14 protein-coding genes are annotated in these 16641 nt (G+C 40.3%); 11 read left to right on the forward strand and 3 right to left on the reverse strand.

Annotation, left to right across the window (positions count from 1 at the left end; genetic code table 11):
* The first annotated feature begins 112 nt into the window (after positions 1 to 112).
* The 6 genes from AC5JM2_RS29750 to AC5JM2_RS29775 all read left to right on the forward strand — a co-directional run bounded on the left by AC5JM2_RS29750 (position 113) and on the right by AC5JM2_RS29775 (position 7541).
* Positions 113 to 1591 (forward strand): DNA phosphorothioation system restriction enzyme, encoded by a 1479-nt coding sequence (locus AC5JM2_RS29750; RefSeq protein WP_495838772.1) that lies wholly within the window; start codon positions 113 to 115, stop codon positions 1589 to 1591.
* A 327-nt stretch (positions 1592 to 1918) separates the two neighbouring features.
* Positions 1919 to 2092 carry a hypothetical protein gene (locus tag AC5JM2_RS29755; protein WP_495838774.1) on the forward strand — a complete coding sequence of 58 codons (174 nt, stop codon included), beginning with the start codon at positions 1919 to 1921 and terminating at the stop codon, positions 2090 to 2092.
* Positions 2089 to 4161 carry an AAA family ATPase gene (locus AC5JM2_RS29760; RefSeq protein WP_495838776.1) on the forward strand — a complete coding sequence of 691 codons (2073 nt, stop codon included), beginning with the start codon at positions 2089 to 2091 and terminating at the stop codon, positions 4159 to 4161. The genes AC5JM2_RS29755 and AC5JM2_RS29760 overlap by 4 nt, the downstream gene beginning before the upstream one ends.
* Positions 4162 to 4803: 642 nt before the next feature.
* Positions 4804 to 5277, forward strand: a complete 474-nt coding sequence (locus AC5JM2_RS29765) for a DNA phosphorothioation-associated protein 4 (protein ID WP_495838778.1) — start codon at positions 4804 to 4806, stop codon at positions 5275 to 5277.
* A gap of 36 nt (positions 5278 to 5313) precedes the next feature.
* Complete coding sequence (locus AC5JM2_RS29770) at positions 5314 to 5868, forward strand: GIY-YIG nuclease family protein (RefSeq protein WP_495838780.1); 555 nt, start codon at positions 5314 to 5316, stop codon at positions 5866 to 5868.
* Positions 5868 to 7541, forward strand: a complete 1674-nt coding sequence (locus tag AC5JM2_RS29775; protein ID WP_495838782.1) for a DNA sulfur modification protein DndB — start codon at positions 5868 to 5870, stop codon at positions 7539 to 7541. The genes AC5JM2_RS29770 and AC5JM2_RS29775 overlap by 1 nt, the downstream gene beginning before the upstream one ends.
* An 85-nt stretch (positions 7542 to 7626) precedes the next feature.
* Here AC5JM2_RS29775 and AC5JM2_RS29780 read toward each other — a convergent pair whose 3' ends face one another.
* Positions 7627 to 9228 carry a DGQHR domain-containing protein gene (locus tag AC5JM2_RS29780; protein ID WP_495838784.1) on the reverse strand — a complete coding sequence of 534 codons (1602 nt, stop codon included), beginning with the start codon at positions 9226 to 9228 and terminating at the stop codon, positions 7627 to 7629.
* Positions 9229 to 9388: 160 nt separating this feature from the next.
* Between AC5JM2_RS29780 and dndC the strand changes: the two genes are divergently transcribed.
* From dndC to dndD, 3 genes are all read left to right on the forward strand, one after another.
* Positions 9389 to 10984, forward strand: a complete 1596-nt coding sequence (dndC, locus tag AC5JM2_RS29785) for a DNA phosphorothioation system sulfurtransferase DndC (RefSeq protein ID WP_495838786.1) — start codon at positions 9389 to 9391, stop codon at positions 10982 to 10984.
* A 203-nt stretch (positions 10985 to 11187) separates the two neighbouring features.
* The gene (tnpA, locus tag AC5JM2_RS29790; protein WP_495838788.1) at positions 11188 to 11601 is read left to right on the forward strand and encodes an IS200/IS605 family transposase; all 414 of its coding nucleotides are present in this window, start codon (positions 11188 to 11190) and stop codon (positions 11599 to 11601) included.
* Between the two features lie 90 nt (positions 11602 to 11691).
* Positions 11692 to 13686, forward strand: a complete 1995-nt coding sequence (dndD, locus tag AC5JM2_RS29795) for a DNA sulfur modification protein DndD (protein ID WP_495838790.1) — start codon at positions 11692 to 11694, stop codon at positions 13684 to 13686.
* Positions 13687 to 13835: 149 nt separating this feature from the next.
* On the opposite strand, the gene AC5JM2_RS29800 is transcribed toward dndD, so the two are convergent.
* Together AC5JM2_RS29800 and AC5JM2_RS29805 are read right to left on the reverse strand one after the other, a co-directional pair.
* Entirely contained in the window at positions 13836 to 14174 is a 339-nt protein-coding gene (locus tag AC5JM2_RS29800; RefSeq protein WP_495838792.1) for a XisI protein, read from the reverse strand.
* Positions 14162 to 14581, reverse strand: coding sequence for a XisH family protein (locus AC5JM2_RS29805; RefSeq protein ID WP_495838794.1), 420 nt, complete (start codon positions 14579 to 14581; stop codon positions 14162 to 14164). Before AC5JM2_RS29805 ends, AC5JM2_RS29800 begins: the two co-directional genes overlap by 13 nt.
* A gap of 66 nt (positions 14582 to 14647) precedes the next feature.
* On the opposite strand from AC5JM2_RS29805, the gene dndE reads away from it, so the two are divergent.
* Positions 14648 to 15037, forward strand: a complete 390-nt coding sequence (dndE, locus tag AC5JM2_RS29810) for a DNA sulfur modification protein DndE (protein ID WP_495838795.1) — start codon at positions 14648 to 14650, stop codon at positions 15035 to 15037.
* An 81-nt stretch (positions 15038 to 15118) separates the two neighbouring features.
* Positions 15119 to 16582 (forward strand): DNA phosphorothioation-associated putative methyltransferase, encoded by a 1464-nt coding sequence (locus AC5JM2_RS29815; RefSeq protein ID WP_495838888.1) that lies wholly within the window; start codon positions 15119 to 15121, stop codon positions 16580 to 16582.
* Positions 16583 to 16641 lie beyond the last annotated feature (59 nt).

Raw genomic sequence — 16641 nt, forward strand, 5'->3', positions numbered from 1 at the left:
TGAGGCTCATTCATATTTTCACTCAGCAACGCCTATTTTCCCACACTCCCTCCCACACTCCCTCACTTCCTCATTCTCCCCACTCACCACTTCTCTTACTATTATTTAATTTATGTATTTAATAAAAAATCAAGTTAAGCAAACACCTACGTTCAAATTAAAATTACCGTTTGTAGGCGAAAGTAGAGGTGGTTATCATACACAACCATTACCAGGATGCCCTAAAATGCCACCATCTCTGCAACTGCGAGGGTATCAGCGACAAGCCGTTAATAACTGGTTTGCCAACAACGGTAGAGGTACGCTGAAAATGGCGACTGGTAGTGGGAAGACAATTACAGCGCTGGCGATCGCCACTGAATTATACAAGCAAATTAACTTGCAAGTCTTGCTCGTCGTTTGTCCCTATCGACATCTTGTCACGCAATGGGCGCGAGAATGTGCAAAATTTAATTTGCAACCTATTTTAGCTTTTGAGAGTTTACACAATTGGCAGAGTCAACTTTCCACACAACTTTATAATGTGCGTTCTGGTTCCCAACCGTTTCTTACAGTTATTACCAGCAACTCTACTTTAATGGGGGATGGCTTTCAATCTCAACTCAAGTATTTTCCAGAAAAAACTCTCATTATTGGAGACGAAGCACATAACTTAGGCGCACCCAAATTGGAAGAAAGTTTACCTCGTCGTGTTGGGTTACGACTCGCTTTATCTGCTACACCCGAAAGATATTTTGACGAAAGTGGAACCCAATCTTTATTTGAATATTTTGGTTCTGTTCTCAAACCAGAGTTTACCTTAAGAGATGCTATTACTCAAGGTGCTTTAGTCCATTATCTTTATTATCCTATATTAGTAGAATTAACAGACATCGAAAGCCGTGCTTATGCTAAATTAACGCGAAAGATTGGACAGGCACTACTATATCGAGAACGGGAAAACGTTGAATTAGCAGATTTGGAAGATAACGAAGATTTGAAGCCATTATTGATGCAGCGAGCAAGGTTAATTGGTGCAGCAGAAAATAAGTTAAACGCCTTGCGCGAGTTAATGTCAACTCGCGCTGAAACAACTCATACACTTTTCTATTGTAGTGATGGTTCACAAGAAGTTGGAGAACGTTCTAGCTTACGCCAACTCAAAGCTGTCGTCAAAACTTTAGGGATAGAACTGGGTTATAAAGTCAGTACCTACACATCCCAAACATCTATAGAAGAAAGAGAAGTTTTACGTCGTCAATTTGAAAGTGGTGAATTGCAAGGTTTAGTAGCGATTCGCTGTTTAGATGAAGGGGTAGATATTCCAGCAATTCAAACAGCGGTGATTTTGGCAAGTTCAGCTAACCCCCGCCAATTCATTCAACGGCGCGGAAGAGTTTTGCGTCCTCATCCTGGAAAGGAACGTGCCACAATTTTTGACATGATTGTTTTACCGCCTGATTTAGATAGGAAAACTCTAGAAGTCGAACGCAATTTATTGAGAAAAGAATTACTGAGATTGGTTGAGTTTGCTGATTTAGCTGATAACGCAGGTGAAGCGAGGATAAAGTTACTCAACTTACAAAAGCGATACGGTTTGTTGGATATTTAATTTTTCAATCTCCCGCAAAGATACATAGCAATCCTAGATAAGTCGTGAACAAAAAAACGTAGACGCGCAGCGGCTTCCCGCAGGGTACCGCGAAGAACGCTTTAGCGTAGCGTGCGCCCTTGGCGCATAGGGCGCAAAGAAAAGAAAGAGAAGAAAAGGAGGGTGTGAACATCCTACTTAGGAAAGCTTGTTTAGTGAAATTTCCTCTTCTCTCTTCTCTTGGCGTTTTTGGCGTCTTGTTGCTAATCGATAACTCTTATAGTGTCTTGACTGCTAATTGTGAAACCATATAGTATGAGAAGATATAAAAACTCCAATTAAAGCCAGATGACAAAAGAAACTCATATTGATTATGTTCAAGAACCAATTCTTAGTGCACCATTAGAAGTACGGCAAATAATTGATCGTGTGTGGCAGTTGGAGAAAAGTAGACTAGATAAGAAAATTAATAGCCATATTAATGATGATATTCTGGCGATTGTGAAGGAAGCAGTGCGATGAAGCTGACTTCTATTAAGCTTTGTAATTTTCGCTCTTTTTATGGTAAAACACCAGAAATGATTCTTGCAGGAGGAGAGACTCGCAACACAACAATCATTCACGGTAATAATGGTTCAGGAAAAACGAGTCTGTTGAATGCGTTTACTTGGGTATTGTATGAGAAATTTAGTGCAGCTTTCGCATCGACTGAACAATTAGTTAATAAACGTGCGATCGCCGAAGCGAAACCTGGACAAACTGTAGAATGTTGGGTAGAGGTAGAGTGGGAACATGACGGCAAACGCTACAATGTAAAACGCATATGCCGAGTTTATAAAAATGAAAGCGACTTCAACGTTACCAAAACAGAATTGCGTATGCAGGTAGCTGGGGATGATGGACGCTGGTATTTTCCACCTCAGCAACCAGAAGACGTGATTGGGCAAATCTTACCCATTAGTTTACATCAATATTTCTTCTTTGATGGTGAACGGATTGAAGAGATTGTTCGTTCGGACAAGAAAGCTGAAATTGCGGAAGCCACAAAGATTTTTTTAGGCGTAGAAGTCATTAACCGTTCCATCAATCACTTAAAGGAAGCCAAAAAAACTCTGGAAAATGAGTTAAGGATAATTGGTGATTCAGAAATTAAACAGCTTTTGAAACAGCAAAACACTCTCGAACTAGAAATTGAACGCATCACAAAGCGACAAACAGAAATTAAACAAGAGTTAGAATATCAAGAAACTTTTAAAAAAGAGACAAGCAACCGCTTAAGAGAACTCAGTACTGCCAAGGAATTAGAAGAAAGACGAAGAGAATTAGAAAAACAAAAAGCATCTAATCAGGAAAATCTTAAAGAAAGTAGGGACGCTATTAAAAAAGCAATTTCTGGACGCGGTTATACCATATTACTTTCACAAAACACAGCACAATTTCGAGAAATTATAGATGATTTGAAGCAGCGAGGCGAGTTAACCTCTGGCATTTCACGGGAATTTGTAAATGAATTACTCGACTCTCAACGCTGTATTTGTGGTGCAGACTTACGCCAAGGAACTCACTCACACGAAAATGTGATCAAATTATTAGATAAAGCGGGTTCTTCAATTGTGGAAGAAACAGCCATCCGCATGAGTGCTCAAGTTGATGAAATTGATAAGCAAGCAGTTAGTTTTTGGTCAGAAGTTGATAGAGAGCAAGCACGGATTAATCAGTTAAGACAAAGTATATCACAAACGGAAGGTGAGTTAGATAATATTCAAGAACGATTGCGAAAAGATGCAAATGAAGAAATCAGCAGTTTACAAAAGCGTTTGGATGAAATTGAAGATAAAATTAGAGAGTTCATATTAGAGCAAGGTGCAAATCAGCAACAAATTGCTAACTTGAAAACTGACTTGGAAGGTTTGAGAAAACAAATCGCCAAGCAGAAACTAAATGAAGACAGACAAGCACTGGCGCAGCGACGCATCAGCGCGACTCAAGATGCTATTGAACGGTTAACAGAAGTTAGAAATCGTCAAGAAAAGCAGTTTCGTTGGCAATTAGAAAAGCGCGTACAAGAAATCTTCAGCGAAATTTCGTTTACACCTTATATTCCTAAAATTAGCGATAAATATGAACTAACGCTGGTAGAGAATACAGCAGGTATCGAAATGCCAGTTGCAGCTTCCACAGGAGAGAATCAAATTCTCAGTTTATCTTTTATTGCCAGCATTATCGATAGAGTACGGGAATGGAGTGAAAAGAAAAAAATATTGCTGGTTCCTGATAGTAGCACTTTCCCAATTGTCATGGATTCACCCTTTGGGAGTTTGGATGAAATTTCTCGGCGACAAATTGCAAAGACAATTCCTAAATTAGCAAACCAGTTGATTGTGTTGGTAACTAAGACACAATGGCGAGGTGAAGTAGAAGAAGAAATGGCAGATAAAATTGGTAGGGAATATGTGCTGACATATTATTCCTCTAAGCCTGAGTGTGAACAAGATTATATTGAGTTGGCTGGGGAACGGTATCCTTTGGTGAGACAAAGTCCAAATGAGTTTGAGTATACAGAGATTATTGAGGTGATGCGGGAAGGGTAGTTTTTGAAATTTCACACACAGACACAAAATAGAGACACGAAACCTCGCGTCTCTACATTGTTTTTGCGTGAGTTGTTAGAAGTTATAAACCCCAGAAGCGTAGAGAATGCAAAAGAGAAGAAAAGAGAGTGTTGTTGCTTTCGATGCAAGAAATACAACAAATTCACTTCTTGGTAGTTCAAGAACTACATGAATGTTGGGTAATAGTTTTTAAAAACTTTTCTCTCACTGTTCTCCTCGCCTCTGTTGTGACTCTATCAACTCAGAGCGCCTTTACTTTTTCTAACTTTGACAATCTTTGAGCTGTAGATTGTCTTAACCAGATATCACCCTAATGCCTGGAGAACTACTATGTGGAAGTTTCTACTTTTATTGTACTATCAGACGTGGAGAGTTTGTGATGTAGATGGTGGACAGTTTTCATAAAGTTTTGTGAAGTGCGCTGAGACTGCTTTTGGAGAGATAAGTTGATTTTCACTTTCCCATATCTCTAGTTTACGAAGATGTCTAGTTTCTAAAGTAGGAGAAATAAACCGCAAAGGCGCAGAGGACGCAGAGAGGGCGATCGCTGCCTAATTGGTATAAAATTATGCAGTTAGGAGTGCTTTCTGTTAAAATTGCAACAAAATAGATATCCTGATTATGGCTGTAAACAGAATCAAAATTGCTAAAGATAAGGCCGATTTAGTAAAAGCCTTAGTCTCATCAAAAGAAACAACTGGACCTTTTCAGACTTATGCTGATGTACTTGTATTTACTGCTGCATTGGGAGCAAAGCGCAAAAAGCGAGTTGTTCTAGGAGAGATCTCTAAAAGAGATCCAGAGCCAATACCACAGGAGCATTTTGTTACAAGGGGATATAATATGCTAATCAAATTACTGGCAATGACTGAAAATAAAGATATCAATATTCTTTCTTCTAATGACGAGTACTATGACGCTCAACGTACTTGTATTTTTGAGGAATATGCCAATGGTGGACTTGAAATATTACGAGATGAATTGCGAGGGGCAGTAGACTATTCAGAAAGGCTACTATTAATTTTAAGTCATGATAAATTGCAGGAAACTTCTGGAGAAGGCGAGTTTGATTTAAGTAGATTTTTATCATATTAGACAAGTAAATTTAGAGATCATAAAGTCCATACAGCAATGGAAGAAACAATACATGATGACTTTTTTAGCAAGTTTATAGTAGCCACAGCTACGATTTCAGCATTTTACGATATTCCAGATAAACCTGGAATATACGCTTTTTACCACGCGTTTGATTTTGCAGAAGATAATTTACTTGGTGATATAAATGAGAGGATTAGTAAAAATGTATTTACAACAAAATTCGTAGAAGAAGATTCACGAAAGAAATTCATTATAGATTTATGTGGAAAGCCAGTTACATTATCGGATAATATGCATCATTTTATTGAAAGTGTATCTATGCCGAAGGATAGGCGTAATCTCAAGAAACTCCTTCTAACTTGTAGTATTTTACAATCTCCAGATTATATTGGCTATGCTTCTAGTTTACAAAAAAGATTTAGACAACACTTAGAGAACGACAATGGTTTTTTCGGAAGATACGGAAATTCAAGACCTCAAGATGAATTTCTATTTATATGTTTTCCTTGCGCTGGGGATATTGCCAGAGAACTTGAAAGCTTGTTAATCCAACTTTGTCAGCCTAGATTCAATACACAAAGGAGTTGATGATGGAAGAACTAGATGACCAATCACCAGAAACTATTGAATATAAAGCCATTACAGGTACTTTTGGTGAAGTACGTTACTTTCTCACTACCCTTGATCATAGTGATGCAGCAGAGAATATTAGATTTGCTGGTGAGCTTCAGGGGAAATGGGGCTTTTCTGAGAGAGTGCAACGAAAATTAGATGAGAAAAGAGCGGAAACAGAACTATTCGCATATTTAGCAAAAAATGGTATTAGGTTTTTTAACTCTTTGGTTATTGTTCTTCTCCCTAACTCAGATGAGCAAACAGAGTTTTGGGATTTTTCTCAAGTTATGAGTAAAGGAAAACCTCTTGAAAAATGGGTTAACTTAAAATTATACAAGGGTGTTTCTCGCATTGTTATAGATGGTCAACATCGTTTGTTATCCCTCAAAAAGTACTGGAATATACATATAGGTAAACAGCATCTATCTCCCCAAGAAGAAGCAGAAAATTGTGCTTGTAATGAACCTTTTGATATCCCAGTTGTCTATTTAGTTTTTGGAAATTTAGGTCGAGTTGGATACTCTGAAGAGACTGTCTCTATACGTGATGAAGCGATTAAAGCTACTCGTAATATATTTACAGTAATAAATAACACTGCCAAACGTATTGATCGTCAAACTCAACTTCTACTGGATGACACAAAACTCTCTGCGCTAATTCCCAGGAAACTATTAGAAGAAGATGTATTAGAAGACAAAATTGTAAAATGGTCTTCCAAATCTACAAATCTGACACAGCTTGATCCTTATTTGACAACTATAGATTTAATTAGTAAATGTGCTGTAGAAATTGTAATAGATTATAAAAAAACAGCCCTGAAAAAAATTTTAAACTCTCCACTTGAGAGAGAAAATGCGATGAAGATTTATTACGAATCTCATCCTAAAATTCCTCATATAGGAACTCGATCTATTTTTAAATGGTTTTTTTATGAACTCCAACCATTTCAGGACTGGCTAAATCAACTTGAACATTTGGGTATAAGCGTTCCTGCTCAACCAGAAGAAATTAAACTACAAGGTAGTCAAAAAGAACGTAGTCAAAAAGAACAACTGAAGAAATTAAGAGAATCAAATATTCTGTATACTGTCCTAGGGCAGCGTGTTGTTTTTTTTGCTATTTCACGATTTCTGTTGAGAATCAAGGTTGAATATCGTATTCCAGAGATTTTGGATGCGATTGCAAAAAGTATAGCGAAGATGCATGAAAAAGGCTTTTTCAATAGAAATGCACCTCATTGGAAAAACGTTATTGTACAGCCTAATGAAAAACTGACTATGATTACAACTGGTTCTGGTAGCGATAAATGTATAGAGCTTCTTAGAATGATATTTCTTAATACCTCTGATGGAGTACGTGAACTGATAAAGAGTACTCGTGAAGATGTAGATAGTGAAGCTAATTGGACTATAGATACAATAGCTACCTGGAGAAAAGAATTTTTTGTCGAGCTACCTGAAGTTAAATCTATAGAAGATGACACTAGATATGAGGAAGACCATTTTGCAAAAGCAACAGAGGTTAATGACGAAAATATTTCCAGTGTAGATACTACCAACTTTCGAGGTGGAGATGATGAAGATGATGAAGAAATATTTGATGAGATAGAAGATGAAATGGAAGATGAAAGTGAAATTGATGAGTAAAGATTGATTTGTGAACTTAGAAGTTAATTTGAGACTAGTGCCATTCAGTCATTTCCTAATTGTAGTAATCATAAGTATGGTTTTGCTAGTTCAAAATAGGCGGAAGCCCTACCGCTTTCGGTTCAACAAAATTCCCGTCAAAACCCATTGTTTTATTTTCAACAGTTCTTGCTTTAGCCAAATCCTTGCGAAGCTCCGCGCGTTCCATCTGATCCTGAATTCCACCCAGAATATATATCAGTAACTTCGCCGCCAAATCCCGCCCAGCAACTTGCACTCGCTTTTTGTTTGGGTCGTACAAAATACCGTACCAGAGAGATTGCGGGTACTCCATACCGCTAAAGCCACCGGAACGGTCGAACTTTTGCAACTTCTTAAAAATGTCTGTTAGCCATCGCCCTTTCTTAAAAACCAAAATACCCAAAGCTTGCGCTAAAGCCACTTGACCAACAGGACGGAAAAGCATATTTCCTTCGCCGCCATCTTTCTCAAAGCTGAACCGTCGCAATGCAGGCGTACCCTCATCTTCAAGAAGCTTATAACTTGGAAGCGTTGCCAAAGAATCGAAGAATTTGTGAAACTCCTGTATGCCCTCATAAAGTTCCTCATCCTCTGGACGCATGGGAATTAAACCTTTATCCAAGGGTTTCCAGTGAGAGTATTTTTGCCCCAAGTATCGTTCAGACATTTCTTTTAAAGCTTGCAGCGTTGTCAAAACTGTTGAGTTCGCTGCAACTGTCGCACTATTCCAATTGACACGAGGCTTTCGCGTTTCCTGTTGTTCCAAAAGCGGATGGTTGACAGCGATTTTTCTGGCAACAATCGAAAAACCATCATCCTCATTCAGCTGTGCTAACTGACCTTTACTCAAGGGTGCAGCCATCAGGTTAACATGAACAAAGATGGATCTCACCCGTCGCCTTGCTTGTTCGCGGGTTTCACCAGCCGCAACTGCACAAATGAACTCAATACCAATTTTTTCCTTGGGCAAGCTTTGCAGGTAAGCTGGTTCCACACGATATTGTTCTACCAAGTCAGCCAACGTAATGAAAGTTTCGTAAGCAGTTTTATCCTTCTTGTATCGCTGGAGTTTGCCAGTTTTGAGTAACTCCATCAAACCCTGCACACCCATCAATCGGTGTTGACCATCCAAGGCATAAATGGTTACATTTTCTTCACAAAGGTTCAGCAGACCGACTTTATCATCTTTATCCAATGCAGTGAATTCGGTGGTAGATTTTGTGGCGCGTCCCTGACTATCCCACTCAGCAGCTTTGGGATTATCCACCCACGGTTGGTTAATCACCACCAGAACTGGCGGAAACTTGTGATTTTTTCGCGCTGCCAAATACTGCACTAGGGGTGCTTGACGTGACCAATCAAGGGGACGCTGTTGAATTTCATCAATGCTATCCGCGTCAATTTCAATGTTATCAGTCTCTGGATTGTACTTTTTTTGCAGCAGTGGTAAGCCAGACGCGAAGTGAACCCGTCCTGCAAACCATTCTAGGGTGACAGAACCAACATAAGCCTCAGTACCACCCATCTCGGTTTTCTGAACGAGAATGCGATCCTTCTTCCCAAGGAACTTTTCCAGAACTAAAGCGAGTAGCTGTTGATCTTTGATTTCCCGTTGCAAGTACTCGCTAGCGATGTCAGTGGTTTGGTCAGATGCGCTGTCCTTCATAATGGTTTTTGAAAACTGCAAGGTTTGGTACAAATTAATTCTGTATAAAATTCGGTTAAAAGACCAAGTTTTTAAAAACTTTACGTTTACAATACTAAGGTTTGATAAGACTACATATAATTCGGGTGAGTAACGTCCGTGTTCAGACAGGGAAGGAGAAATGGCTACAGCACAACAGTCAGAGAATCAAAGTCAGCAAGCCCGTACTGTGGCAGAGTTAGTTGATTATATCCAAGAACTCACCACTGAAATACAAGAATTATACTGTCTGGATGCCATTCCTTGGGTAGTTGGATACTCCGGTGGTAAAGATTCAACAGCTACTTTGCAGTTGATTTGGAATGCGATCGCACAACTTCCACCTGAAAAACGGACTAGAACAATCCATGTTATCACAACAGATACAGGTGTGGAGAATCCCTATGTTTCCGCTTGGGTACGCAACTCCTTAGAGCAGATGAAAGTAGCTGCTCAAGAGCAACGAATGGCAATTGAACCTCATTTACTGCAACCAGAAATTAAACAGACTTACTGGGTGGGCTTAATTGGCAAAGGCTACCCAGCACCCCGCCATAAATTTCGCTGGTGTACTGGACGCTTGAAGATTGAGCCATCTAGCCGTTTCATTCGTGATGTTGTGCGAGCCAGTGGCGAAACAATTGTTATCTTGGGAACTCGCAAAACGGAAAGCACCAATCGCGCTCTTATTATGAAGAAGCGCGAAGTAGGTAGGGTGCGTGACCGCCTCAGTCCTCATCCCGACCTGGTGAACTCTCTCCTTTACACACCTATAGAAGATTGGCGAACTGACGAAGTTTGGCTTTATCTGATGCAATGGCAAAACCCTTGGGGATACAGCAATAAAGATTTATTCGCTATGTATCGAGGCGCAACAGCAGATAATGAATGTCCGCTAGTTGTTGATACTTCTACTCCTAGTTGTGGCAGTTCTCGTTTTGGATGCTGGGTCTGCACAATGGTTAGTAAGGATAAATCGATGGAGGCGATGATTCAAAATGAGGAAGAAAAAGAATGGATGCAACCTCTACTAGATATCCGAAATGAATTAGATGCTGAAGATGATCGGGATAAAAGAGACTTTAGAAGAATTTGGGGTGAGGTTCAACTATTTGAACGCAATCTCAACGGAGAAATCTCCGTAGAACCAATTCCTGGTCCTTATACTAAATACTGGCGGGAACATTGGCTAAGAAAAGTTCTAGAAGCGCAAACACAAATCCGTCGCACAGCACCAGAAAATATGCGTGATATCACTCTCATTACCACAGAAGAATTGAGTGAAATTCGCCGGATTTGGCTAGAAGACAAACACGAATTTGATGATAGTTTACCCCGTATTTATAAAGAAGTGACAGATGAACCTTTTATAGATCCGCGTCCTGGTGCTGGTAACAGTCTTCTTGGTAGCGATGAATGGGCGGTGCTGGAAGAAATCTGTCAAGAAGATGTCATGCACTTAGAACTCATGGCGAAGCTTCTCGACACAGAACGCCAGTATCGCAAAATGTCGCGTCGTGTGGGAATTTACGATGCACTAGAAAAATGTTTTAAGACAAGTTCGCGTTCGCAAAAAGAAGCGATTGATAATGCCCGTTTAACACGTGATTTGAAAGAAGCAGTTACTCAAGGTGACGTTACAAAGGTAAAGCAGTTGACTTTAGGTGATGTTGCTGTTTCTGAAAATGATGAAACAGACAAACCGCAAAGTTGGGCAAACATCAAATTTAAAAAATAGGGATTCTGTTGATGGGAATTTCGGTGAATAAAATTGCAAGAAACCAGAAACCAGGCGAATAGAATTCGCGGCTACACAGACGAAACCCGCCTACGCGGGTTAAATAAAAATGAGGTCAAATTACACACAACTATATATACATTATGTTTGGGCAACCTGGGATAGCTACACAAACGAAACCCGCCTACGCGGGTTAAATAAAAATGAGGTCAAATTACACACAATTATATATACATTATGTTTGGGCGACCTGGGATAGATTGCCCCTGATTACACCTGATATTCAGAAGCTAGTTTATGCAGCAATTATTAAGGAGTGTGAACAGTTGAAATGCACAGTGATTGCGGTAGGTGGTGTTGAGGATCATGTTCATCTGTTAACAGGCTTTCCGCCAACTCTAGGCTTATCTGCTCTGATAAAACAAATAAAGGGAAGTTCTTCCCATTTTATGACTCATGAAGTCAAACCAGGTGAGTTTTTCAAATGGCAAGGTAGCTATGGCGCTTTTACAGTTAGTCATGATGCCATAGATAGCGTAGCCAATTACATCAAAAACCAAGCTACTCACCATCTTCAAAAATCAATCATTCCTATCTGGGAATTTACTCCTGGATAACCTAAAAATCTTGTACTTAATTAGTCCGCGCAGGCGGACTTTGCCTGTGTAGACGCGAATTCCATTCGCCTAGTATATTAGTATTATCACATGATATTCCTTGAACTTGTCCTACAAAACTTTGGTCCCTACAATGGACGCCAAGTTATCAACCTTAATCCACAAGAAAATGATAATTCTCGCCCCATCCTCTTATTAGGTGGAATGAACGGTGGCGGCAAAACAACTTTGATGGATGCGATTCGCCTTGCGCTTTATGGATCTCGTGCTCAATGTTCTAACCGTGGTAATTTAAGCTATAGTGATTTTCTTAGCCAATGCGTTAACAGTCAAACTCCGGTAATTGAAAAAACACAGATTGAATTACTTTTTGAACATATTGAAAATGATCAGCCAGTCAAATACCGAATAGTGCGAACTTGGGAAAAAAATCCGAAAGATGGTAAAGACAATTTAGGAATTTATGAATTAGACGCAAGACTTGAGGATTGGCCCAGAGAAGAATTAGTTAATACTTGGGACGATTACATTGAAAATCTACTTCCGTTAGGAATTTCCAACCTCTTTCTCTTTGATGGAGAACAGGTGAAAGAACTTGCAGAACAGGAAGTACCGCCACCGATTGTGGTTGATGCAATTCGCGGACTTTTGGGGCTAGAGTTGGCAGAACGTTTGGGAGTTGATTTAGAAATTGTCGTCAATCGCAAACGTAAGGAAATAGCCGATACTAAAGATTTGGTAAATATAGGAGAAATTGAAAAAAGACTAAAACAGCAACAAGCAGAATACGAAGAAAACAAAAATAAGCTAGAAAAATTAAAAACGGAATTACAAGCATCAGAAAAAGAAAAGCAAGAAGCGTTTGATAAATTTGTTTCCGAAGGCGGTAAAATCGCAGCCGAACGAAATCAGTTAGAATTACAAAAGAAGCAAAAAACTGCTGAAGTAGAACAAGCACGTCAGGGAATGTGTCAATTAGCGGATAGTATTCTACCACTGGCGTTGATTGAACCTTTACTGACTCAAGCGCAACGCCAAGGAGAAAAAGAATTTCGTATTCAACAAGCGCAAATAGCAAGAGATATATTATTTGAACGAGATAAACGTTTACTCAATTGGATGACTCAAGCAGGAATTTCTGAAGAACAAGTTGAACAAATAAAAGCATTTTTAGAACAAGATGAAGAGACATTGCGATCAAGCTTGATACAACCAGAAGAATCCTGGTTATTAGCTGACGCTGAAACTTTGAGTCAATTGGGTAATGTTTTCTACTACCTGCAAAATGACAAAAAGATAGCCAAGCAGCAAATCGGTATTCTCAAAAATAAGGAAGAAGACATTATCACTCTGGAAAGACAAATACAGACTGCAGCCGAACCAGAAGCTTATAAACAGTTAGTTGATGCACTCGAAGCAGCACAAAATCAAGTTTCCCAAATCAAAGCAGCAAGCGAAGTCACAAAACGCAGCTGTGATGAATTAGAGGCTGAAATAAAAAAAATCAAAAAGGACTTACAAGAATATAGTAAGCAAAATATTGACCGCAAAAACTACGAACATATTATTACCTCTGCAGCAAAAGTCCAACAAACACTCAAGCTTTTCCGCGAAAAATTAACCCTCAGAAAACTCAATAAACTAGAAGTCGAAGTCACCGAATGCTTCCGCTACCTCCTCCACAAATCAGACTTAGTGCATCGGATCGCGATTGACACTCACACCTTCAGCCTGTCGCTATACGATGTACAAGGTAAACCCGTTCCAAAACATCGTCTTTCTGCAGGTGAAAAACAACTCTTAGCGATCGCCTTCCTCTGGGGATTAGCCCGCGTTTCCGGACGTCGCTTACCAGTTGCAATTGACACACCCTTAGGACGCTTAGACTCCTCCCACCGCAGTAACCTAGTTGAACGTTACTTTCCATCAGCCAGCCATCAAGTCATTCTGCTTTCCACCGATACAGAGATAGGAGAAAAACAAGTCAAAATATTGCGAGAAAACGAGGCGATCGCCCGCGAATACCTCCTCAAATACGACTCATCCACCCGTCAAACAACTGTTGAACCAGGATATTTTTGGTAAGTTATACATTTTGCACTTGCTCAAACAAATGTCAAAGGAATTACATATTATTTGACTCCGTTTTCGTCCGCCTAGGACTGTAAGTCCCAGGCTAATAGCCGAAGTCCATTAAAGTGGACTGACAAAACTAGAAAGGATGCATCGCACTTCTAGGAAATAGCAAATTCTGTGTGTTTTCGCTGTTCAGGCGTTCTAAAGCCTAGGACAATACACTCCTTAGGAATTCCAGCAGCTACTAGCTCCAACGCGATACCTTCTTCTGTACCATCATGTTGAATCCAGAGTTTATTGTCGATAACATCAATATGTAATAATGTGCCATAGATACGATAACCGTTTTGCCAGCCAGTTTCTACTAGAAGGTAGCGAGCACGCTCTCGGTCGAATACTAATTCAACTTGCACCTGGTCATCACTACCAAGAAAGTCAGTATAAGTTTGCAAAACTTTTTCAATGATCTCACCATATTGAGTGTTCAATAAATCCATCGGATCACTACCTCCTGGCTGGGATCGAAGGTCATTAAACGAATGATGCCATCGTCAATCAAGGTTTGACCAGCTTCTTCTTCAAAGACACTCTTACCAATATCTTCACTTACAGCAAGATAAAGTACATATTCAGGATAGTAACGCTTCAACAATTGGGCGTATAAAACAAACTGACCAACAGCTTCCTCCAGATCCTTCATATCAGAGGGACGGGTAAAACTTTTGACCTCAACGGCTATCTTTTGCGTTCCTCGTTCAGCTGCAAGTAAACGTTCTGCACCCAAATCGACAAACAGATTTCTGCCACGCGCTAGACGAATGCGCAATGGATCATGGGTGATTGTCCAGCCGTCTTTAATGAGAGCATTTTTAACCGTGTTGTGATAGATATCTCTAGCAGGCATAGTATCTTGATTGTATCGCGCCTTCTATTCAACAGTATTTGTAGAATGCGTTACTCTACACTTGTTATGGAATCCCCAATAGATCGTATCAAACTCTCCCAAACAGCCAAAGACCAACTCCTCAAACTCAGACGCAACACCAAAATCGATCAATGGAACATCCTGTGTCGTTGGGCGTTTTGTCGTTCTCTCGCCGAACCAACTCCACCCTCACCCGTCCCAATTCCTCAAGATAGCAACGTCGAGATGACATGGCGCGTCTTTGGCGGCGAAACCTCCGATATATTGTTACTCGCCCTCAAGCAACGCTGCTACAACGACGGCTTCCCAACAGACAAAGAAACCCTGGCGACACAATTTCGCCTCCACCTACATCGCGGTATCGGTTACCTCGCAGGCGATCCAAATATCAAGAAGATTGAAGATTTAGTTGAATTAGCGACGAAAAAGATATAAGGATTAATAAATCACAGATAAACACAGATGCTTATTTATCTGTATGCATCTGTGATTATTTGTGGTTCTCTCAATATCCTTATGTCGCCAGAGAGTTACGTAGAAATAGAACGCCATAAAGCCGCAATTTTTCGCACTGACTTATCGAGACCTGTGCGATTGGCAATAGAATGGGCAATTATAAATAACGATACCACGTTTTTTGACTACGGTTGCGGACACGGTGGCGATGTGGACCGAGTAGCCAACCTAGGCTACACCAGCTCAGGCTGGGACCCATACTATTACCCCGATACCCCGCGCATTTGCGCTAATGTGGTGAACTTGGGCTACGTCCTGAACGTAATTGAAAACCCAGAGGAACGCCGCCAAGCTCTTTGTCATGCCTGGGAACTTGCCCACGAAGTCTTAATTGTTGCGGCTCAAGTTTTGATAAATGCTCCCAGCAAGGCTCAAGTTGCTTACAGCGATGGTATCGTCACGAGTCGCAACACGTTTCAGAAATATTACGAACAAGAAGAACTCAAAAGATACATTGATGAAGCCCTGAATGTAGATGCGGTACCAGTGGCGCTGGGTGTGTATTTTGTTTTTCGAGATGAAGCGCAAAAAGAAGGATTCAAGGCGATACGCTTTTTCTCTAGAACCTCAACTCCGAAAATACGCATTCCTACGAAACGGTTTGAGGATTACCAAGAGAAGCTGGAACCACTGATGGCTTTTTTTACTCAACGTGGCAGACTCCCGGTAAAAGGGGAATTGGATAACGAACAGGAATTATTGAGTGAATTTAAGAACTTTCGCCGTGCTTTTGCTGTGGTTTTACAAGCGACTGATGAGGCAGAATGGGATGCGATCGCCTACGGTCGTTCTCTTGATATTCAAGTTTATCTTGCTCTGACCCACTTCGAGAAACGTCCCTCTTGGCATAAACTCTCACCAGAAATGCGCCATGACATCAAAGCATTTTTTGGCAATTATGAAGAAGCTTGCGAAGTTGCTGATGCTAAGCTTTTCAGTTTGGGGAAAACCGGAGTCGTGCAAACTGCTTGCGAAAAAAGTAAAATTGGCAAACACACTCGTAACGCCCTTTACGTTCATGTTTCTGCCCTTGGTGAACTCGATCCCTTGCTGCGAGTTTACGAAGGCTGCGCGAGTCGTACTGTTGGACGTGTCGATGACGCAACACTGATAAAGTTTTGTACAGATGAACCGCGAATATCCTACCTGTTTTACCCGGAATTTGATACTGATGCCCACCCAGCATTAAAGGCGAGTATCACGATTGATTTAAAAACTTTGCGCATCACTCACCGAGACTACGAGCAAAGGAAAAATCCGCCAATCCTTCACCGTAAAGAAACATTTGTGACCTCTAACTATTCATATTACCAAGAATTTGCTCAACTTACCCAACAAGAACAAGAATTAGGACTACTCAAGCATAAAAGCGAGATTGGTACTCGTGAAGGTTGGGCAAAATGTCTTGCAGAACGCGGTGTAGAAATCATAAGTCATCAAATTCATTTCCTTAACGAAAGTTAAGAAACAGTCAAAAAAGAGAAAATGCAAACTGCTTAAGATAGTGGAACTTTGCGTTATAT

This window comes from Brasilonema angustatum (assembly GCF_059505445.1).